We start from the raw sequence: 18,450 nt of genomic DNA on the forward strand, positions 1-18,450 counted from the left end.
ACATAAACCTGCCTTGAGCACCGTACGGCGCGTCGGTGACGTGGCCCCTTGCTGGTCGAGAGGCACCGCTGGAGGAGGGGCTGACCTCGGCTCGGGGACGACCCGGCCCGCCTCGGGAGCGGATTCCGAGGCCACCCTCCGGGTCTGCCAATCAGGCAAGGCACTCATCGGCTGCGCTTTATGGTCAACGGTCGGGCGAAGGGCGAGCCTGCCGAGGATGGTCGGCCGGCAGGTCGGACGGACCGCCCATGGCCAGAGAACTGGACCGCGTATCGCGCGTACTGGGATCCATTGAGCCCCACGGCACGTCGGACAGGCTCTCCGGACGCGGCGGCTTTAGGCCCATGGCGCGCGCCATGGCCCAGGACCCTGACCGTCCAACCTCCGGGCGCCTCCCACCCGCATCGCTCTCGAAAACCGTACCTCGGCCCGCGGCACCGCGGGGATTGGGCGCGTCGCTGGACCCTGAAGCACCGAGGGCAGGTCCGTCCCCAGCCTGGGCGGCGCCCCAACAACACCATAGATGCGAACTGTTCCGCAGATATGCCTCTTCCGGCGATCAGAGGGCGCGGCCCAGGCGCCGTCCCTCGTAGAAGGCGTAGGGAGCCTGCCGGGGGGCGGCGGCGTCGCCGATCACGTGGCATTCGAGATCCTTGAGGTCCTGCGACAGCGGCTCGAAGGCCCGGTTCGTGGTCGCCATCACCAGCGCCTGGGCCGTCACCCGCTCCTCGTGACTGTCGAGGAGTGAGCGCAATGTGGCTCCGTCGCCGTGCCACGCAAGGACCGCATGATCGGGCAGCATCCGCACGCCCAGCCGCGCGAGCCTTTGCCGCAGCGGGATGTCGGCCGAGGTGCGCGAAAGCTCGCGGCCCACATAGGGATCGGGCGTGACCAACGTCACGCGATGCCCGGCCTCGGCCAGATGCCAGGCCGTGCCGGCGCCCCGCCAGTTGCCGCCTTCGTCATAGACGATGACCTCCTCGCCCAGACGGGCCGCCCGGCGCAGGACCTCCTCGGGCGACCAGACGCCGCCCTGATCGAGCCCCGGCAACGGCCCAAGGTCCGGAAGCCATCGCTGCGTCGCCTCCTCGTCGGGCAGCGAACCGGTGGCCAGGACCACCGCGTCGGGCTCCAGCGCGCGCACCTCGTCCGCTTCGAGGAAGGTGTTGCGCAACACGCGGACCTGAAGGGTCGTGAACTGCCGCTCGTACCAGTCGATGAGGTCGAGGATCTGCGCCCGGCGCGGCTGAAGCCCGGCCAGCCGGAACTGCCCGCCCAGCTCGCCCATGGCCTCGGCCAGCGTCACGCGGTGCCCGCGCTCGGCTGCGACCCGCGCCGCCTCCAGACCTGCGGGCCCGCCGCCCACGACGACCACGTGCCGCGGCTGGGAGGCGCGCTCGAAACGGTCGCCGCCCCATTCGAATTCCCGTCCCACCGAGGGGTTCACAAGGCAGGAGATCCAGTAGTCGCGCGAGCGGCGGCCCCAGCACATCTGGTTGCAGGACAGGCACCCACGCACGTCCCCTGCCCGCCCTTCGGCCGCCTTGCGCACCAGATGCGGGTCGGCGATCTGCCCGCGCACGATCGACACGAGGTCCGCTTCGCCTGCCGCCAGCACGGCTTCGGCGTTGTCCGGCGTGCGGACATGGCTTTCGGCGGTGATCCGGGCGTGCCGCACGGCCTCCTTGAGCAGGCGCGTCACCGGCGTCGTCGGCGTCTCGGGGAAAAGGAAGGTGGGCATCAGCTTCTCGAAATCGAGGTAGCCGCCCGAGCCGCAGGTGACGTAGTCGATGTGCCCCGTCGCGTCGTGCAGCGCCACGATTTCGGCCAGCGCCTCGGCCGATAGGGTGACGGACTGGCTTCCCGAATGGCTGACCGACAGGCCGATCAAGAAGTCTTCGCCGCAGCTGGCGCGGATGCGCTCGACGATGGTGCGGGACAGCCGCGTGCGGTTCTCCAGGCTTCCGCCCCAGCGATCGTCGCGTCGGTTCGACCACGGCGTCCAGAACTGCTCCAGCAGCGAATGGTAGGCGGCCCAGACCTCCACGCCGTCGAAGCCCGCCTCCCGGCAGCGGCGGGCGGCCTGCACGAAGCCGTCGATCATCTCCTCGATCTCGCGCTCGGTCATCGCATGGCTGCCGTCGCTGTCGTGATAGGACGGCATCCCCGACGGCCCCCAGTGGGGCGTGAAGGACAGGTCCGAGTCGCCGTGCTGCCCCACGTGGTAGAGCTGCTGGAGGATCACGGCCCCCGCCGCCTTCACCGGCTCGACAATGGCCCGGAACGCGGGGATCACCGCGTCATCGCCGGGGCGGAAGTTGCCGCGCGTCAATACGCCGGTCGGATGAACGGGCATTGGCTCGGCCACGATCATGGCCGCGCCGCCCAGCGCCCGCTCCAGCAGGTAGGCCCCGTAACGCGGTCCGGGCAGCCCATTCTCGGACATGTTGGCCGTGTGCGCGCCGAAGACGACGCGGTTGCGCAGGGTATGCCCCCGAAGCGTCAGGGGCTGCATCATCCGGTGGTGCGCAATCATGGCGGCGTCAGTACCACATGTCCTCGGTGGCGGCCTTGCGCCGCGCCACGAAATCGCAGAGCGCGTCATCGACGCCCGGGTCGAGCGGGGGCGCCTCGTATTCGACCAGCCGCTTCTTCCAGACCCGGTTGGCGCGGGTCGCGGCGTCGATCGAGCCGCTGGCCTCCCACTTCTCGAACGGCTCGTTGTCGGCGGTCTCGCTGTCCCAGAAGGCGGTCTGGTAGTTCGCCATCGTGTGCGAGCAGCCGAAGAAGTGGTTGCCCGGCCCCACCTCGGCGAAGGCGTCCACGGCGAGCTGGTTGTCGTCCACCTGCACCCCGGCCAGGTAGGTGTGCAGCGCCCCGCACAGGTCGGCATCCAGCACGAACTTTTCGTAGGACATGGACAGCAGGCCATCGAGGAACCCGGCCGAGTGCAGGATGTAGTTTGCCCCGCAATGGATGGCGGCCAGCATGGACATCGTGCCTTCGGTCATCGCCTGCGCGTCGGGAAGCTTCGAGGTCGTGAAGTTGCCCGAGCAGCGCAGCGGCAGCCCTAGCCGCCGTGCGAGTTGCCCGATGACCAGCGAGCCCACGGCCGGCTCGGGCGTGCCGAAGGTGGGCGAGCCCGAGCGCAGCGACATCGAGGATAGAAAGTTGCCGAAGATCACCGGCGCGCCGGGCCGCTCGAGCTGCGTCAGCGCGCAGCCGGCCATCGTCTCGGCCAGTGCCTGGGCGATGGCGCCGGCGCTCGTCACCGGCCCCATCGCTCCGCCCAGGATGAAGGGCACGATGATCGCTGCCTGGTTGGCGCGGGCATAGGCGCGCAGCGAGTTGGTCATCGTTCCGTCCCAGACCAGGGGCGAGTTGACGTTGACGTTGCCCATGATGACGCAGTTCTGGTCCGTGAACTCGCGCCCGAAGACGATGCGCGCCATCTCGATGCTGTCCTCGGCCCGGCTCTCGGCCGTGACCGACCCAAGGAAGGCGCGGTCCGACAGCGCCAGGTGCGCGTAGACCATGTCGAGATGGCGCTTGTTCACGGGAATATCGGTGGGCTCGCAGATCGTCCCGCCGGAATGGTGGAACCAGGGATAGGACTGGGCGAGCTTGATGAAGTTCTTGAAGTCCTCCAGCGTGCCGAAGCGCCGCCCCCGGTCGAGATCCATCACGAAAGGCGAGCCATAGGCCGGAGCGAAGACGATATTTCGGCCGCCGATACGCACCGAGTTGGCGGGGTTGCGGGCGTGTTGGATGAATTCGTGTGGCGCGGTCTTCAGGATCTCACGCAGGAGGCCGGGCGGGAAGCGGACGAGCGTGCCCTCCACCTTGGTGCCCGCGCGGCGCCAGTGGTCCAGCGCCGTCGCATCGTCGCGGAACTCGATCCCCGTCTCCCACAGGATGCGATCGGCGGCGGCTTCGATGCGCAGGAGGTTCTCCTCCGACATCACCTCATAGGGCGGAATGCCGCGCACGATGTAGGGTACGCGCGCCACGGGCTGCGCCCCGCCCCGCTCGGCCCGCCGGCCATCCCGCCCGCCGCTGCGCTGGCGCGCGGAGGCTTTCGCGGGGGTCTCGTTCTCGATGGTCGGGGCCTGAGTCATGGGGACGCCTGTTCTACCGGTCATGCCTGAGCTTAGGCGCCTGCCCCCCCGCTGTGACGGTCAGAAATGTTCCCTCTCGCATAACCCCAAGTTATGCAGGTCCGGGCGCAAACTGCGCCACGAGCCAGTCGGTGAACAGCCCTGTCGCCCGCGACGGCCGACGACCCAAAGGCCACAGGACATGGTAGCTTTCTGGTGGGGTCGCGGGCCGGTCGGTGACGCGAACGAGCTTGCCCTCGGCCAGGAGCCCCGCCAGCAGCCTCTGCCAGCCCAGCACCACGCCTTCGCCCGCCATCGCGGCATAGATGGCGTCTGTGTAGTGGTTGAACTGGATCGCGGCCCTTTCGGGCGCCCCGCTCAGGCCCACCAGCGCCGCCCAGCGCGGCCAAGACAGCCATTCGGGCTCGGTCTTGTCGAGCCCGATCAGCGGCAGGGCTAGAATACGGTCCAGCGCGATCGTCGGGCCGATACGGTCCCGAAGCGAGGGGCTGCAGACGGGAAAGACTTCGTCCGGCTGGCTGGCCAGGCTCCGGGCATCCGCGAAGGGCGGCTCTCCGTAACGCACCACCACGTCAAGCCGTCCGTCCCGCAGGTCGAAGCTAGCGTCCTCCGAGATGAGCCGGAGCTTGATCTCGGGATGGGCCGCGCGGAACGCGGACAGGCGCGGGACCAGCCAGAAGTGCGAGAAGGCCAGCGTGGCGCCCACGATCACCGTATCCTCGACCAGGGGCTCGCGAATGGCCTCAATGGTTTCCGCGACGCGCCCGAAGGCCTCGGTCATGACCGAAGCCAACGCTTGACCCCGCGCGGTCAGTTCGACCCTGCGGTGCGATCGGACGAAGAGCGGAGTGTTCAGATCCTCTTCCAGCCTCCGAATCTGCCGGCTCACAGCGGCCTGCGTCACGCCCAGTTCGGCGGCGGCCAAGGTAAAGCTGCCATGCCGCGCCGCCGCCTCGAAACTGGTGAGCGAGGCCAAGGACGCGACGCTGCGGCGGATCGTGGGCATGAAGGCGGTCCCGTGGATTGTGAGAACAAGGTCGCTGACCACGCCCGCCCTCGCATGGCAAGCCGGTCAGGGCCCGACCGGCCGTCCACCCAGCCCCTCGGCAGACCGGCGCACCACCTCGGACATCTGCCGCAGCGGCTCGGCCAGCGGGCTCTGCCGACGCCAGACCATGCCGACCGTGCGCGACGGCTGCGGCTCGACGAAGTGCGCCACCGACACGGGGGCTGACCGCGTCTCGACCGGGACGGCCATCTCGGGGATCAGCGTCACCCCGATCCCCGCGCCCACAAGCTGAACCAACGTCGAGAGCGAGCTTCCTTCCAGCATCTCGCGCGGACGGGCCCCGCGCAGGTCGCAGAAGGACAGAGCCTGCTCGCGGAAGCAGTGCCCCTCTTCCAGCAGCAGAAGCCGCATCTCGCGCAGGCCGTCGCGATCGGGCACGGGTCGGTCCGCGTCCGCCGCCGGACGGACCAGCACAAACTCCTCCGAGAACAGAGCCACCTCGGTCAGCGCGGGCTCCGAGACCGGCAGCGCGACGATGGCCGTGTCCAGCCGCCCTTCGGCCAGTTCCGTCAGCAGCTTGGAGGTCACCGCCTCGCGCAGCTGGAGATCCAGACCGGCGTTGGTCTGGGCCAGCTGGGCGATCAGCGTGGGCAAGAGGTAGGGCGCGACCGTGGGGATCACGCCGATTCGCAGCCGCCCCACCAGCCGGTCTCGCGCGGCGCGGGCGAGATCCCCCAGTTCGTCCACGGACCGCAGGATGTCGCTCACCCGTGCCGAGAGTTGCTCGCCGAAAGCCGTAAGCCGCACCTGCCGCGCCCCACGCTCGAAGAGCCGCGTGCCCAGCGTCTCCTCCAACTCGCGGATCTGCATGGAAAGCGCCGGCTGCGAGATGGCGCAGACGTCCGCGGCCCGTCCGAAATGGCCATGCCGGGCCACCGCATCGAAATAGCGAAGCTGCTTAAATGTCAGGTTCATCATCAGCCAGACTTATCGGAACCATCAGAAGATCCGAATAAAACCTATGGAACCACTTTGCTACATCCCTTTCAACGGAGCGGACCGAATCCGCCCCAGCGGGTCCTGCTCCGGTGAACTTGATGCGAGGATTGGAGAGCGAGATGGACGGAAACGCAGTCGGTGACGTCGCCAAGTGCCCCGTGGCCCACGGCGGCCACAAGCGGGCGAGCTTCGGGGGTAGGAGCAACCGGGACTGGTGGCCCAACGCGCTCAACCTCCGGGTCCTGCACCAGCACACCGCTCTGGCGAACCCGATGGGTCCGCTTTTCGACTACGCACAGGAATTCGGCCGGCTCGACTATGACGCGCTCAAGGCCGACCTGCGCGCGCTGATGACCGAGTCGCAGGACTGGTGGCCGGCGGACTGGGGCCACTACGGCCCCCTGTTCATCCGCATGGCCTGGCATAGCGCCGGCACCTACCGCACGGCCGACGGCCGCGGCGGCGCCTCGACCGGCACGCAGCGCTTCGCACCGCTGAACTCCTGGCCCGACAACGGCAACCTCGACAAGGCCCGTCGCCTGCTCTGGCCCGTCAAGCGCAAGTACGGCAACCGCATCTCCTGGGCCGACCTGATGATCCTCGCGGGGAACGTCGCGCTCGAATCCATGGGCTTCAGGACCTTCGGCTTCGGCGGCGGCCGGGCGGACGTCTGGGAGCCCGAGGAGGACATCTACTGGGGCGACGAGGGCGAGTGGCTTGCCACCTCGGAGAAGGAGCACAGCCGCTACTCGGGCGAGCGCCAACTGGCGAACCCGCTCGCGGCCGTGCAGATGGGCCTCATCTACGTCAACCCCGAGGGTCCCGACGGCAATCCCGACCCCGTGGCTTCGGGCCGCGACATCCGCGAGACCTTCGCCCGCATGGCGATGAACGACGAGGAGACCGTGGCGCTCGTGGCCGGCGGCCACACCTTCGGCAAGGCTCACGGCAATGGCCCCGCCGCAGCCGTGGGCCCCGAGCCCGAATCCGCCCCCATCGAGGCCATGGGCCTGGGCTGGCTGTCCACGCACGGCACCGGCAAGGGCTATGACACCATCACCTCGGGCATCGAGGGCGCCTGGAAACCCAATCCCACGACCTGGGACATGGGCTACTTCGACGTGCTCTTCGGCTACGAATGGGAGCTGGTGCGCTCGCCGGCGGGTGCCAAGCAGTGGGTCGCCAAGGACGTGCGCCCCGAGCACATGATCCCTGACGCGCATGACCCGTCCAAGTCGCACCGCCCGATGATGACGACCGCGGATCTCGCGATGCGCTTCGACCCGATCTACGGGCCGATTTCGCAGCGCTTCCACGCCAACCCGGACGAGTTCGCCGACGCCTTCGCCCGCGCCTGGTTCAAGCTCACCCACCGCGACATGGGGCCCAAGCGGCTCTATCTCGGGCCCGAGGTGCCGGCCGAGGACCTGATCTGGCAGGACCCGATCCCCGCCGTGGACCACCCGCTGGTGGACGCCGAGGACATCCGCGACCTCAAGGCGCGCATCCTCGCCACGGGGCTCTCGGTCTCCGACCTCGTGCGGACCGCCTGGGCTTCGGCCTCGACCTTCCGCGGCTCGGATAAGCGCGGCGGCGCCAACGGCGCACGCATCCGTCTCGCGCCCCAAAAGGATTGGGAGGCCAACGAGCCCCAGCAGCTCGCCAAGGTCCTGTCGGTGCTCGAAGGCGTGCAGGCCGACTTCAACGCCCGTGCGACCGGTGGCAAGAAGGTCTCGCTCGCGGACCTGATCGTGCTGGGCGGCGTCGCGGCCGTCGAGGAGGCCGCGCGACGGGCCGGCCACGAGGTGGAGGTGCCCTTCGCGCCCGGCCGGATGGACGCCACGCAGGAGCAGACCGACGCCCACTCCTTCGAGGCCTTGGAGCCGCAGGCCGATGGCTTCCGCAACTACCTCAAGGAGGTTCTGTCGATGCCCGCCGAGGAGATGCTCCTCGACCGGGCGCAGCTTCTCACGCTGACGGCGCCCCAGATGGCGGCTCTGGTGGGCGGGCTCCGGGCGCTCGACGCCAACTGGGGCGGCGCGCGGCACGGCGTGCTCACGCATCGGCCGGGCGTCCTGACGAACGACTTCTTCGTCAACCTGCTCGACATGGGCACGGCCTGGACCCCGGTCGGCGAGGCAGCGCAGGTCTACGAGGGCCGCGACCGCGCCACGGGCGAGCTGAAATGGACGGGCACCCGCGTCGATCTCGTCTTCGGGTCGAACTCGCTCCTGCGCGCCTTGGCCGAGGTCTATGCCCAGGACGACAACGCCGGCAAGTTCGTCGCGGACTTCGTGGCCGCCTGGACCAAGGTCATGAACCTCGACCGCTTCGACCTCGCCTGATCCGCCAGCAAACCCGCAGGACGGCCCCGCCCCCACCGGGCGGGGCCGTTCCCGTTTCTAGCGCACCAGCGCCAGCGCCTCGCGAAAGCGGGGATGCTCGCAGGACCCCAGCCATTCGAAGATCGCCATCTCGGCCGTGACGATCTCGGCCCCGTGCCGCTCCATCCGCGCCAGGGCCGCGTCGCGGCTGGCTGGGCGGCGCGAGCCCACGGCATCGGCCACGACCGCGACGGGACGTCCCAGCGCCCGCAGCCCCAGCACCGTTTGAAGCACGCAGACATGCGCCTCGCAGCCGACGACCACGCAGGTGCGGTCAGGCGGCAGCCGATCGGGTATCCCGGGCGCGTGTAGGGCGTCGAAGGTCATCTTCGTCACCACCTCCTCGGGCTCGAGATCAAGCTCCGGCACGCTGGCGCCGAGCGCCCGCGGATTCTGCTCGGTCGCCAGCACCGGGACGTTCGAAAGCCGCGCCGCCGCCAGCAGCCGGCCCGTCTCGGCCACGACGACCGAGCCCTCGTGGATCGCCGGCATCAGTCGGGCTTGCACGTCAATCACGAGCAGGAGGGAGCGGTCGGCCTGGAGAAGGGGCATCGGAAGCGGCTCGTCGAAGGATCGAGAACGGGAACAGGGCCCGGCCTCCGGGTGTGGCCGCGCAGAGACAGAATGACGCAACGTGACACAAACCGCCACGGGCATCGAACCGAACCACCTCCGGATGAGTTGGGCTGGCAAACGTCAAAGTCCAGAGGTGTGCCGTCCCTGACAACCATCTCTCGCTGCCAGTTCCGCCCTGCGGTTTCGCAAGCGGAACCTATGCGGCGACAGTCTGTCGCACAAACGGCGCTCCCCATCCCACGAGGCTCCACATGACCGCTCATCTCCACCGCTCCGACCGGCCCGTTCCCGGGCTGGAGGACTATATCCCCCGCATCGACGGCCAGATCCGGCCGGGCTTGCGCAAGGCCTTCCCCCTGCCCGTCGACGACGAGCGTTTCGACCGGCTTCTCGACGCGCTGGCGGGGCGAGGGAGTCCCGTCGTGGGGTCCCGGCCTTCGAGCCACCCCTGACGGCCCCGAGTCGAACACAGCGCCCGACATAATTAAGCCACATTGAGACGCATTACTCCGCCGGAAGTGGAGTTGAATGTGGCAGGACGCGGCGTGGCCGACCCGGCGGCGCGGCGTTCACGGGTTGAGCGGCGCGACCATGAATCATGGGCCAGCCCTGATCGTCCAGGATGTCCGGCCGCTGCGCGAGCCGGAGACCTCGTCCGACTGGACGGGCCAAGCTGACTTCCTCGCGCTGGCCGATACGTTGCCGGCCCCGGTCTTCGTGTCGGACCCAAGGGGCGCCTGTCTTTATGCGAACCGCGCCTTCACGAATCAGACCGGCTTGCCATGCGACAAGCTTTGGGGTGACGGCTGGCTAGTCCCGTTGCATCCGGCCGACCGGGCACGGCTGATCGGAAGCTGGGCCTGGGCCGCCGCCACTGGCGAGCCCTTCGATATCCGCCACCGGCTCCGCTCCGGGGATGGCACGTTCCGCTGGTTCGATTCACGCCTCGCGCCCGTACGGGAGGGCGGCGTCATCGTCCGATGGGTCGGCACCCTGACCGAGGTCGCCAGCGCCGAAACGCCGCGTGTGGACGAGGAGGCCTGGTACCGCGCCCTCTTCGAGCAGGCGGCCGTGGGGGTGGCGCGGGTCGATCTCGACGGCCGCATCCTCGAGGCCAACGCCCGATTCCGCTCGATCCTGGGCTACTCGACCGAGGAACTGCGCCAGTCCGGCTTCCAGGGCATCACGCACCCCGAGGACCTCGCGACGGACCTCGACAACGTCGCGGCCCTGTTGGCGGGGCGCATCCCCTCCTACCGGATGGAGAAGCGATACCTCACCGCGACCGGTGCGGAGGTCTGGGCCAACCTGACCGTGGGCCTCGTGCGCGACGTGTCGGGCCGCCCCGACTTCTTCGTTTCCGTCATCGAGGACATCTCCGAGCGGCGGCGCACCGACGACCGGGTCCGCGCCAGCGAGGCCCGCTTCCGCGCCCTCATCGAGCATGCGCCCGGCAAGATGTGGATCGCGCGCCCGGACGGGACCGTGGACTATTTCAACGCCGCTTGGCGCGGCTTCACCGGCCAGCCGCAGGTTCCCCGGCGCCTGTCCTGGCTGCGGGACCTCCATCCCGACGACCGGGTCGCGCTTCTGGCCGACCGACGGAGCGCGATCCGCAGCGGCCAGCCCTACTCCGTCGAGTGCCGGATCCGTCGCGCGCGCGACGGCGCCTGGCGCTGGCATCTGGGACGCGTGGCTCCTCTGCGGGACGAACGGGGCGCCATCTTCGCCTGGGTGGGCACCGCGACCGACATCGACGACGTGCGCCGCGCCGACGAGGAGCGCCGCGTCGCCGCGCGCCGCGACGCCTTCCTTCTCGCGCTCGAGGACCGGCTGCGCCCGCTCAACGACCCCATCGGCATGATCGTGGCCGCCGCCGAGGTTCTGGCGCGGGAGTTGGACGTCGACCGGGTCTGCTATGGCGAGGTCGACGAGGAGGCCGACAGCTACCGCATCGTCGCCGGCCGCGCGCCCGAGGTGCCCTCCGGGGTCATGGACGTGACGTTCCGGTTGGCCGAGTTCGATCCGCTCCTGCGGGCGCTGCGCGGCGGAGCTGCCTTCGTGTGCCCGGATGTCCAGGGGGACGGGCGCCTGCGCCTCGCACAGGGGTCCGCGGCACGCAAGCTCTCCTCGCTGGGCGCGATGATCTGCGTGCCCTTGGTCAAGAACGGCCGGCTCGACGTCGTGCTCTCGGTCGAGGTCGGAGCCGTCCGCGACTGGACCTCCGAAGAGGTCCGGCTTGTCGAGGAGGTCGCGGCTCGGACCTGGTCCGCCGTGGAGCGGGCGCGCTCCGAGCGCCGCCTGCGGGAGACCGAGGAGCGCTACCGCCTTGCCGCGGCGGCGACCAACGACGCGATCTGGGACTGGCAGGTCTCCGGCGACCACGTGGTGTGGAACGAGGCGCTCCGCACCCTCTTCGGCTACTCCGAGACCGCAACGCCGGGCGACTGGTGGCTTGATCGCATCCATCCCGAGGATCGTGACCGCATCGACCGCGACCTGAATGCGCTGGTCGCCGGCGATGGCACGAAGTGGAGCGCGGAATACCGCTTCCGCCGCGCCGACGGGAGTTACGCGGACGTCCTCGACCGCGGCTTCGTCCAGCGCGACGATCAGGGTGGCGCCCTCCGTGTGATCGGCGCCATGCTCGACATGACGGCGCGCAAGGCCGCCGAGGAGCGCCTGCGCGACAGCGAGGACCGGCTCCGCCTGGCCACCAAGGCCGCTGCCATCGGCACCTGGGACTTCGACCCCGCGTCGGGACACCTCTGCTGGGACGTCCGCTGCAAGGAACTGTTCGGCCTGCCCGCCGAGGCCGCCGTGACCTGGCGCACCTTCCTGGACGGTCTCCACCCCGAGGATCGCGAACGGACGACCGCCGCCGCCGAGGCCGCCCTTTCGCCAGATGGCTCGGGCGAATACGACATCGAATACCGCACGGTCGGCCTTGCGGATGGGGTGAAACGCTGGGTCGGCGCCAAGGGCCGCTGCTTCTTCGCCGAGGGCCGCGCGGTGCGCTTCATCGGCACGGTGATCGACGTGTCCCGCGCCCGCCGGGCCGAGCTGGAACTGGCCGAGCTGGCCGCCGGCCTGGAGCGCCGGATCGAGGAGCGCACGGCTTCGCTGCAGGAAACCGCGCGCGTCCTCGAAACCGAGATGCGCCATCGCGAGGAAGCGCAGAACCGTCTTCTGCAAGCCCAGAAGCTGGAGGCGCTGGGGCAGGTGGTGGGTGGCGTGGCCCATGACTTCAACAACGTCCTGGCTGCGGTCCAGGGGGCCTTCAACATCCTGTCCCGCCGGGTCACGGACGACAACCTCCGCTTCGCCATCGGCGAAGGGCGCAAGGCCGGGGACCGGGCCGCGGCCCTCGTGCGGCAGATGCTGGCCTTCGCGCGCCGCCAGCCAGCCCAGCCCCGCGTGATCCGGCCCGAGACGGCCCTGCCCGCGCTCGAAGGGATGCTTCGCCACGCGGTCGGGCCGGGCATCGCCATCCGCATCGACGTGTCGCCGGGAATCTGGCCGGTGCTGGCCGACCCCCACCAGCTCGAGGTGGCACTCCTCAACCTGGCCGTGAACGCGCGCGACGCCATGCCCGATGGTGGAACCCTGACGGTCAGCGCCGGCAACCTACCGGCAGAGAACGCCCCGCCCGGAGAGTTCGCCGCCGGCGACCGGGTGGCCATCCGCGTGACCGACACCGGCTGCGGCATGGACGAGGCGACGCTCGCCCGCGCCTTCGAGCCGTTCTTCACCACCAAGGATGTGGGCAAGGGCACGGGCCTCGGCCTCGCACAGGTGCACGGTGTCGTGCAGGCCGGCGGCGGCGCCCTGCAGGCGGACAGCGCGCCGGGCCGCGGCACGACCATCTCGCTCGTCCTTCCCCGCTCGGCGATCCGGGCCGAGCCGTCCGAGGCCGCGTCGCACGGCCCCTCCGACCTGCGCGGCAACGCCCGCATCCTCCTCGTGGACGACGACGATCAGGTGCGGGCCATCACCGCGGCACTCCTGCGCGATCTGGGCCATTCGGTCATCGAGGCGTCGGGTGCGGCGGTGGCGATGGCGATGGCGCAGATCCATCCCATCGACCTCCTCCTGACCGACGTGGTGATGCCGGGCACCGACGGCCCCACGCTGGCTCAGTCGCTGCGGCTCGAACGGCCGGACCTGCCGGTGCTATTCCTCACTGGCTATGCCGCCGGGCACCTCCTCCGCGGTGAGAAGGTGATCGCGAAGCCCTTCACCGGCGAGGAACTGGGCCGTCAGGTCATCGAGGCGCTCGCACAGCCGAGCGACGACACCGGTCCGGCCTAGCGGCTCCGGACGGAACGCAAGCGTGCCGTGCGTCGTTGGACGGGGACCCAGCGGGCCGGAGGACTCCATGACCGACACGACCGTGACAAAGGTGAACAGCGCCCATTCCCCACGCGGGCCCGAGGGCGAGGTCTATCTCGCCTCGGGCAAGAGCCTGTCCATGCGCCTCTGGACCGGCGAGGCCCCCACAGAGGGCACTCCGCGCCGGCGCGACTACGAGACGGTGGGCTATGCAGTCGCGGGCCGTGCCGAGCTCGTGACCGAAGGCCAGACCGTCCGGCTCGAGCCCGGCGACTCCTGGGTGGTTCCCGCCGGAGCAGAGCACAGCTACCGCATCCTCGAGTCCTTCACCGCCGTCGAGGCGACCTCGCCGCCGGCGCAGGTCCATGGCCGCGACGAAGCCTGACGGCCGTTGTGACGCAGATTCTTCGCGACATCCCGTAGGGCCGGCTGGGAATATCCTACTCCATCAGCCCGACACGGAGTAGGCGGCCAGGAACACGGCGACGGCGCCATGCGCCGCCCTGTCCAGCGCCTCGGGCGCGGGTGGCTCGGGTGCCTTGCCGAAGAGCCGGGGCCGCAGGAGCCCTGCCATGCAGAGCTCCAGGAACTGGTGCCCGGCCAGGGCTACGTCGGGCACCACCAGCCGCCCGGCGGCGGCCTCGGCCGCGAACAGCCGCCGCAGCCGGCCCTGGGCCCGTTCCATGCCCCCGTCATAAAACCGCGCGCCCAGTTCGGGCATCCGCTCAGAGGTGCCGATGATGATGCGCTGCGCCCGCACCACCCGGTCCGAGCACATGAGCTCGGCGATCCGCCGCCCGTAGAGGAACAGCTTCTCCGCCAAGGGCAGGTCCTGCTCCAGAAGCAGATCCACCTCGCCGAAGAGCCGGTTGCGCTCCCGCTCCACGAGACTGACGTAAAGATCCTCCTTCCCCTCGAAGTAGACGTAGAGCGTGCCCTTCGACACGCCTGCGGCGCGGCAGATGTCGTTCATGCTGGCCGCATCGAAGCCCTGCTCCAGAAAGACCTGACGCGCGCCCTCAAGGATCTGGTCACGCTTGGCCGGGTCCTCGCCGGCCGCGTGACGACGCCGGGCGGCGCCGGCGGGTTCGGGCATCAGATCCGGGGCACTGGCAGGCATGGCTCTCTCCGTCGGTCCTCGTCCATATAGTCGAACCAATCGGTTCGATGAAGTCTTGATCGACGGCGGGCTAACCGCTATCTGCAAATCGAACTGAACGGTTCGGTATTCTCACCACTTCCCCTCTCCATTCCCGCCGCCGTCGCGGCGCAGCAAGGATCGCCGCCATGTCGCGACACGACCGCCTGAGCCAAGCCTCCGTCCTCGACTCCGGCGCCGTTGGTCCGGCGCCGTCCTTGGCCGCGCCCGCTACGCCGATACCGGACGCGCCGCCCAAGCACGGTCGCAAGAAGATCGTTCTGGGCCTGATCGCGCTCGCGGTGCTGGGCGGCGCGGGCTACGAGGGGCGCCAGTGGTGGACCGAGGACCGCTTCCTCGTCGAGACCGAGGACGCCTATGTCCAAGCCGACATCGCGCTCATCAGCAGCCGCGTACAGGGTTACGTGGCCGAGGTCCTCGTGAAGGACAACGACCGCGTGCGCGCCGGCGACATGCTGGTGCGGCTCGACGACGGCGACTACCGGATCGCGCTCGACACCGCCGAAAGCCGCGTCGCCACCGCCGGGCAGACGCTTTCGCGCATCGACGCCCAGACTCAGGCCACCCGTGCCGCCGTCCAGCAGGCCCGCGCCGGGCTCGACGCCGCGCTGGCCCAGCTCCGCACCGCCACAGCCAACGCCCAGCGCGTCCGCTCGCTGTCCGAGTCCGGCGTTGCCGCCCAGGCTCGGCTCGACGAGGCCACCGAGGCGCTCGACACTGCGACCGCTGGCATCGCGCAGGCCGAAGCCGCCATCGCCAGCGCCGAGGCGCAGGTCGCGGTCCTGACCGCCCAGCGCGCCGAGGCCGAAGGCACGCGCGACGAACTGGAGCTCGCGGTCGAGCAGGCACGGCGCAACCTCGACCTGACGGTGCTGCGTGCGCCCGCCGACGGCACGGTGGCGAACCTCGCGCTGGAGGTGGGCGACCTCGTCCAGCCCGGCGCACGCCTCGCGGCGCTCGTCCCGCAGGACGGCCTTTACGTCGAGGCCAACTACAAGGAGACGCAGATGGCGAGCGTCCAGCCCGGCGCCACGGTCCACGTGACCTTCGATGCCCTGCCGGGGCAGGAGTTCGAGGGCACCGTCGCCTCGACCGCCCCCGCCACCGGCTCGGTCTTCTCGCTCCTGCCCCCCGACAACGCCACGGGCAACTTCACCAAGGTCGTCCAGCGCGTCCCCGTCCGCATCGAGCTGCCCGCCCGGGCGCTCGCCACCGGCCAGCTCCGCGCGGGGCTTTCGGCCATCGTCGAGGTGGACCGCCGCACCGCTCCCGAGGCCGGGACGGTGACAACCGCTGCCGTCACGGAGTGACCCCATGTCCGCCGCCCCCGCCATTCCGGCCGAGCCCGAGCTGACCCCCCGCCGCGTCCTGGCCTTCCTGGTCATGGTCTTCGGCATGTTCATGGCGATCCTCGACATCCAGATCGTCTCGGCCTCGCTCCCGGACATCCAGGCGGGGCTCGGCGCGTCCTCCGAGGAGATCAGCTGGGTCCAGACCAGCTACCTCATCGCCGAGGTCATCATGATCCCGCTCTCGGGCTTCCTGGCCCGGGTCATGTCCACGCGGCTCCTCTTCACGCTGGCGGCGGCGGGCTTCACGGCCACGAGCTTCCTCTGCGCCACCTCCTCCTCGATTACCGAGATGATCGTCTGGCGCGGACTCCAAGGTTTCCTGGGCGGCGGAATGATCCCCTCCGTCTTCGCGGCGGCCTTCACGATCTTCCCGGCCAGCAAGCGCAGCCTCGTCTCGCCCATGGTGGGCCTCGTGGCGACGCTCGCCCCGACCGTGGGGCCGACGCTGGGCGGCTACCTGAGCCACACCCTCTCCTGGCACTGGCTGTTCCTCATCAACGTGCCCTTCGGCATTGCGGTCAGCCTCGCGGCCTTCTCGCTCATCGACTTCGACAAGCCCGACTGGAAGCTCATGGGCAAGTTCGACTGGTGGGGGCTCCTCGCGCTCGCGGCCTTCCTGGGCGGGCTGGAATACGTGCTGGAGGAAGGTCCCGCGAACGACTGGTTCGCCGACCACCTCGTGGCCCTCGTCGCCGCCGTCATGGCCGTGGGCTGCGTCGCCACCTTCTGGCGCGCCTTCACCCGCGACGAGCCGCTGGTGGACCTGTCGGCCTTCGGCAACGTCAACTTCGCCGTGGGCTCGCTCTTCAGCTTCGTCATGGGCGCGGGCCTCTACGGCATGACCTACCTCTACCCGCTCTACCTCGCCTCGATCCGCGGCCTCGACAGCCTCCAGATCGGCGAGACGGTCTTCGTCTCCGGCCTCGCGATGGCAGTCTCCGCGCCTCTCGCCGGGTTCCTCTCGACGCGTCTCGACCTGCGGGTGATGCTGCTCCTCGGCTTCGTGGGCTTCGCGTCGTCCTCGTGGATGCTGACCGGCCTCACCGCCGACTGGGATTTCCAGGAGCTGCTTTGGCCGCAGATCCTGCGGGGCCTGTCGCTGATGATCTGCATGGTCCCGATCAACAACCTCGCCCTGGGCACCCTCCCGCGCGAGAAGGTCAAGGGCGCCTCGGGCCTCTACAACCTGATGCGCAACCTCGGGGGCGCGATGGGCCTCGCGGTCATCAACACGATGCTGACCGACCGGCAGGACCTTCACTACGCTCGCCTGTCCGAGTCGCTGAACTGGTCCAACCCCGAGGCGGTCCGCCAGCTCGACCTGATGGCCGCGAACCTGACCGCGCAGGGGCTCGACGGCGCGACCGGGGCGCTCGCCCAGATGGCGGGGCGGCTCCAGGGGCAGGCGGCGGTGATGTCCTTCATCGACGTCTTCCTGCTCATCACGGTCCTCTTCGCGGGGCTGGCCGCGACGGCGCTCCTGATGAGGAAGCCCGCCGCCAACGGCGCGGGCGCCGCGGCCCACTGACGGCTTGGCGAGCGGCACAGGCGAGCTACGTTCCTCCTCGGGATGGGACTTCGCACGCTGCCACTCGCCGCCGCTTTCTGCCTTCTTGCGACCGCCGTCGCGGGAGAGCCGCTCCGGCCCGTGCCGCGAGACCACATCGTCGCTGTCGCGCTGGAGATCCCCGACACCCTGCGCCCCCGCGCCCGCCCGGCCGACGACCGGCGCTGCGCTCCGGACGGCGCGATCTGCATCGCCACCCGGTCCTATGCCGCCGACGTCTGCCGGACCATCGAGGCGGCAGCGGCGCTCCACGGCCTCGATTCCGGCTTCCTCGCCCGCCTGCTCTGGCGCGAGAGCCTGTTCGACGCCGCCGCCGTCAGCCCCGCCGGCGCCTTGGGCATCGCCCAGTTCATCCCCGCCACGGCCGAGCGGCGCGGCCTCTCCGACCCGTTCAACCCCGCCGAGGCGATCCTGGCCTCGGCCCATTACCTCAGGGATCTCCGGGGCCGCTTCGGCAACCTGGGCCTCGCCGCCGCCGCCTACAACGCGGGCGAGGAACGGGTCTCGCGCTACCTCGCGGGACGCTCGGGTCTGCCGGGCGAGACACGCGCCTACGTCGCCGCCATCACGGGCCACGCCGCCGAGGACTGGCGCAATGGCCCCACGCCGCGACCCGACCTCGCGCTCGACCCCGGTCGCCCCTTCCTTGACGCCTGCCTCGACAAGGCCACCGCCCGCCGGATGCCCAGCTTCGAGCCGCAGCTCCGCCCTTGGGCCGTCATCCTCGCGGGGCGCGACGACGCCGAGGCGGCCAATCTGGAGGCGCGGCAGGCCGTCGCCCGCGCGGGTACCCTGCTGTCGGGCGAGCGCATCGACACCGCGCGCCAGCGCTTCCCCGGCATGAGGACCGCGCGCCACTTCGCCCAGGTAGGCCGCGACTCCCGGTCCGAGGCCGACGCGCTCTGCGCCCGGCTCAAGGGCGCGGGCCTGGGCTGCATCGTCCGGAGGAACTGA

At 70.2% G+C, this 18,450-nt stretch carries 13 protein-coding genes; 7 read left to right on the top strand and 6 right to left on the bottom strand.

The features are described 5' to 3' along the window. Window positions 1-559: 559 nt before the first annotated feature. The 4 genes from FHG71_RS09725 to FHG71_RS09740 form a co-directional block, all read right to left on the bottom strand. Window positions 560-2,536, bottom strand: coding sequence for an oxidoreductase (locus FHG71_RS09725; protein WP_139081433.1), 1,977 nt, complete (start codon window positions 2,534-2,536; stop codon window positions 560-562). A gap of 7 nt (window positions 2,537-2,543) precedes the next feature. After that, on the bottom strand, window positions 2,544-4,118 hold the full coding sequence (locus FHG71_RS09730; protein WP_139081434.1) for a trimethylamine methyltransferase family protein: 1,575 nt from the start codon (window positions 4,116-4,118) through the stop codon (window positions 2,544-2,546). 91 nt (window positions 4,119-4,209) lie between these two features. Beyond that, a complete protein-coding gene (locus FHG71_RS09735; RefSeq protein WP_139081435.1) occupies window positions 4,210-5,124 on the bottom strand; it encodes a LysR substrate-binding domain-containing protein in 915 nt (304 codons plus the stop codon). A 66-nt stretch (window positions 5,125-5,190) separates the two neighbouring features. Beyond that, window positions 5,191-6,105, bottom strand: coding sequence for a LysR substrate-binding domain-containing protein (locus FHG71_RS09740; protein ID WP_139081436.1), 915 nt, complete (start codon window positions 6,103-6,105; stop codon window positions 5,191-5,193). A 140-nt stretch (window positions 6,106-6,245) separates the two neighbouring features. Here FHG71_RS09740 and katG point away from each other — a divergent pair, with 140 nt between their 5' ends. Then, complete coding sequence (gene katG / locus FHG71_RS09745) at window positions 6,246-8,471, top strand: catalase/peroxidase HPI (protein ID WP_139081437.1); 2,226 nt, start codon at window positions 6,246-6,248, stop codon at window positions 8,469-8,471. A gap of 57 nt (window positions 8,472-8,528) precedes the next feature. On the opposite strand, the gene FHG71_RS09750 is transcribed toward katG, so the two are convergent. Next, window positions 8,529-9,062 (bottom strand): isochorismatase family protein, encoded by a 534-nt coding sequence (locus tag FHG71_RS09750; protein WP_139081438.1) that lies wholly within the window; start codon window positions 9,060-9,062, stop codon window positions 8,529-8,531. Between the two features lie 275 nt (window positions 9,063-9,337). On the opposite strand from FHG71_RS09750, the gene FHG71_RS09755 reads away from it, so the two are divergent. The 3 genes from FHG71_RS09755 (at window position 9,338) to FHG71_RS09765 (ending at window position 13,803) form a co-directional block, all read left to right on the top strand. Continuing rightward, a complete protein-coding gene (locus FHG71_RS09755; protein WP_139081439.1) occupies window positions 9,338-9,538 on the top strand; it encodes a hypothetical protein in 201 nt (66 codons plus the stop codon). Between the two features lie 139 nt (window positions 9,539-9,677). After that, window positions 9,678-13,397, top strand: a complete 3,720-nt coding sequence (locus FHG71_RS09760) for a PAS domain S-box protein (RefSeq protein ID WP_176559360.1) — start codon at window positions 9,678-9,680, stop codon at window positions 13,395-13,397. 67 nt (window positions 13,398-13,464) lie between these two features. Further along, on the top strand, window positions 13,465-13,803 hold the full coding sequence (locus FHG71_RS09765; protein ID WP_139081441.1) for a cupin domain-containing protein: 339 nt from the start codon (window positions 13,465-13,467) through the stop codon (window positions 13,801-13,803). A gap of 63 nt (window positions 13,804-13,866) precedes the next feature. Here the strand turns inward: FHG71_RS09765 and FHG71_RS09770 are convergent, their stop codons facing one another. Continuing rightward, on the bottom strand, window positions 13,867-14,538 hold the full coding sequence (locus FHG71_RS09770; protein ID WP_246045405.1) for a TetR/AcrR family transcriptional regulator: 672 nt from the start codon (window positions 14,536-14,538) through the stop codon (window positions 13,867-13,869). Window positions 14,539-14,705: 167 nt separating this feature from the next. Between FHG71_RS09770 and FHG71_RS09775 the strand changes: the two genes are divergently transcribed. The 3 genes from FHG71_RS09775 to FHG71_RS09785 all read left to right on the top strand — a co-directional run bounded on the left by FHG71_RS09775 (window position 14,706) and on the right by FHG71_RS09785 (window position 18,450). Next, window positions 14,706-15,887 carry an HlyD family secretion protein gene (locus tag FHG71_RS09775; protein WP_139081442.1) on the top strand — a complete coding sequence of 394 codons (1,182 nt, stop codon included), beginning with the start codon at window positions 14,706-14,708 and terminating at the stop codon, window positions 15,885-15,887. Between the two features lie 4 nt (window positions 15,888-15,891). Continuing rightward, window positions 15,892-17,457, top strand: coding sequence for a DHA2 family efflux MFS transporter permease subunit (locus FHG71_RS09780; RefSeq protein WP_139081443.1), 1,566 nt, complete (start codon window positions 15,892-15,894; stop codon window positions 17,455-17,457). A 120-nt stretch (window positions 17,458-17,577) separates the two neighbouring features. Then, window positions 17,578-18,450 carry a lytic transglycosylase domain-containing protein gene (locus tag FHG71_RS09785; RefSeq protein ID WP_218014073.1) on the top strand — a complete coding sequence of 291 codons (873 nt, stop codon included), beginning with the start codon at window positions 17,578-17,580 and terminating at the stop codon, window positions 18,448-18,450.

The sequence above is a fragment of the Rubellimicrobium roseum genome (assembly GCF_006152145.1).
In the GTDB taxonomy this organism is placed as follows: domain Bacteria; phylum Pseudomonadota; class Alphaproteobacteria; order Rhodobacterales; family Rhodobacteraceae; genus Rubellimicrobium; species Rubellimicrobium roseum.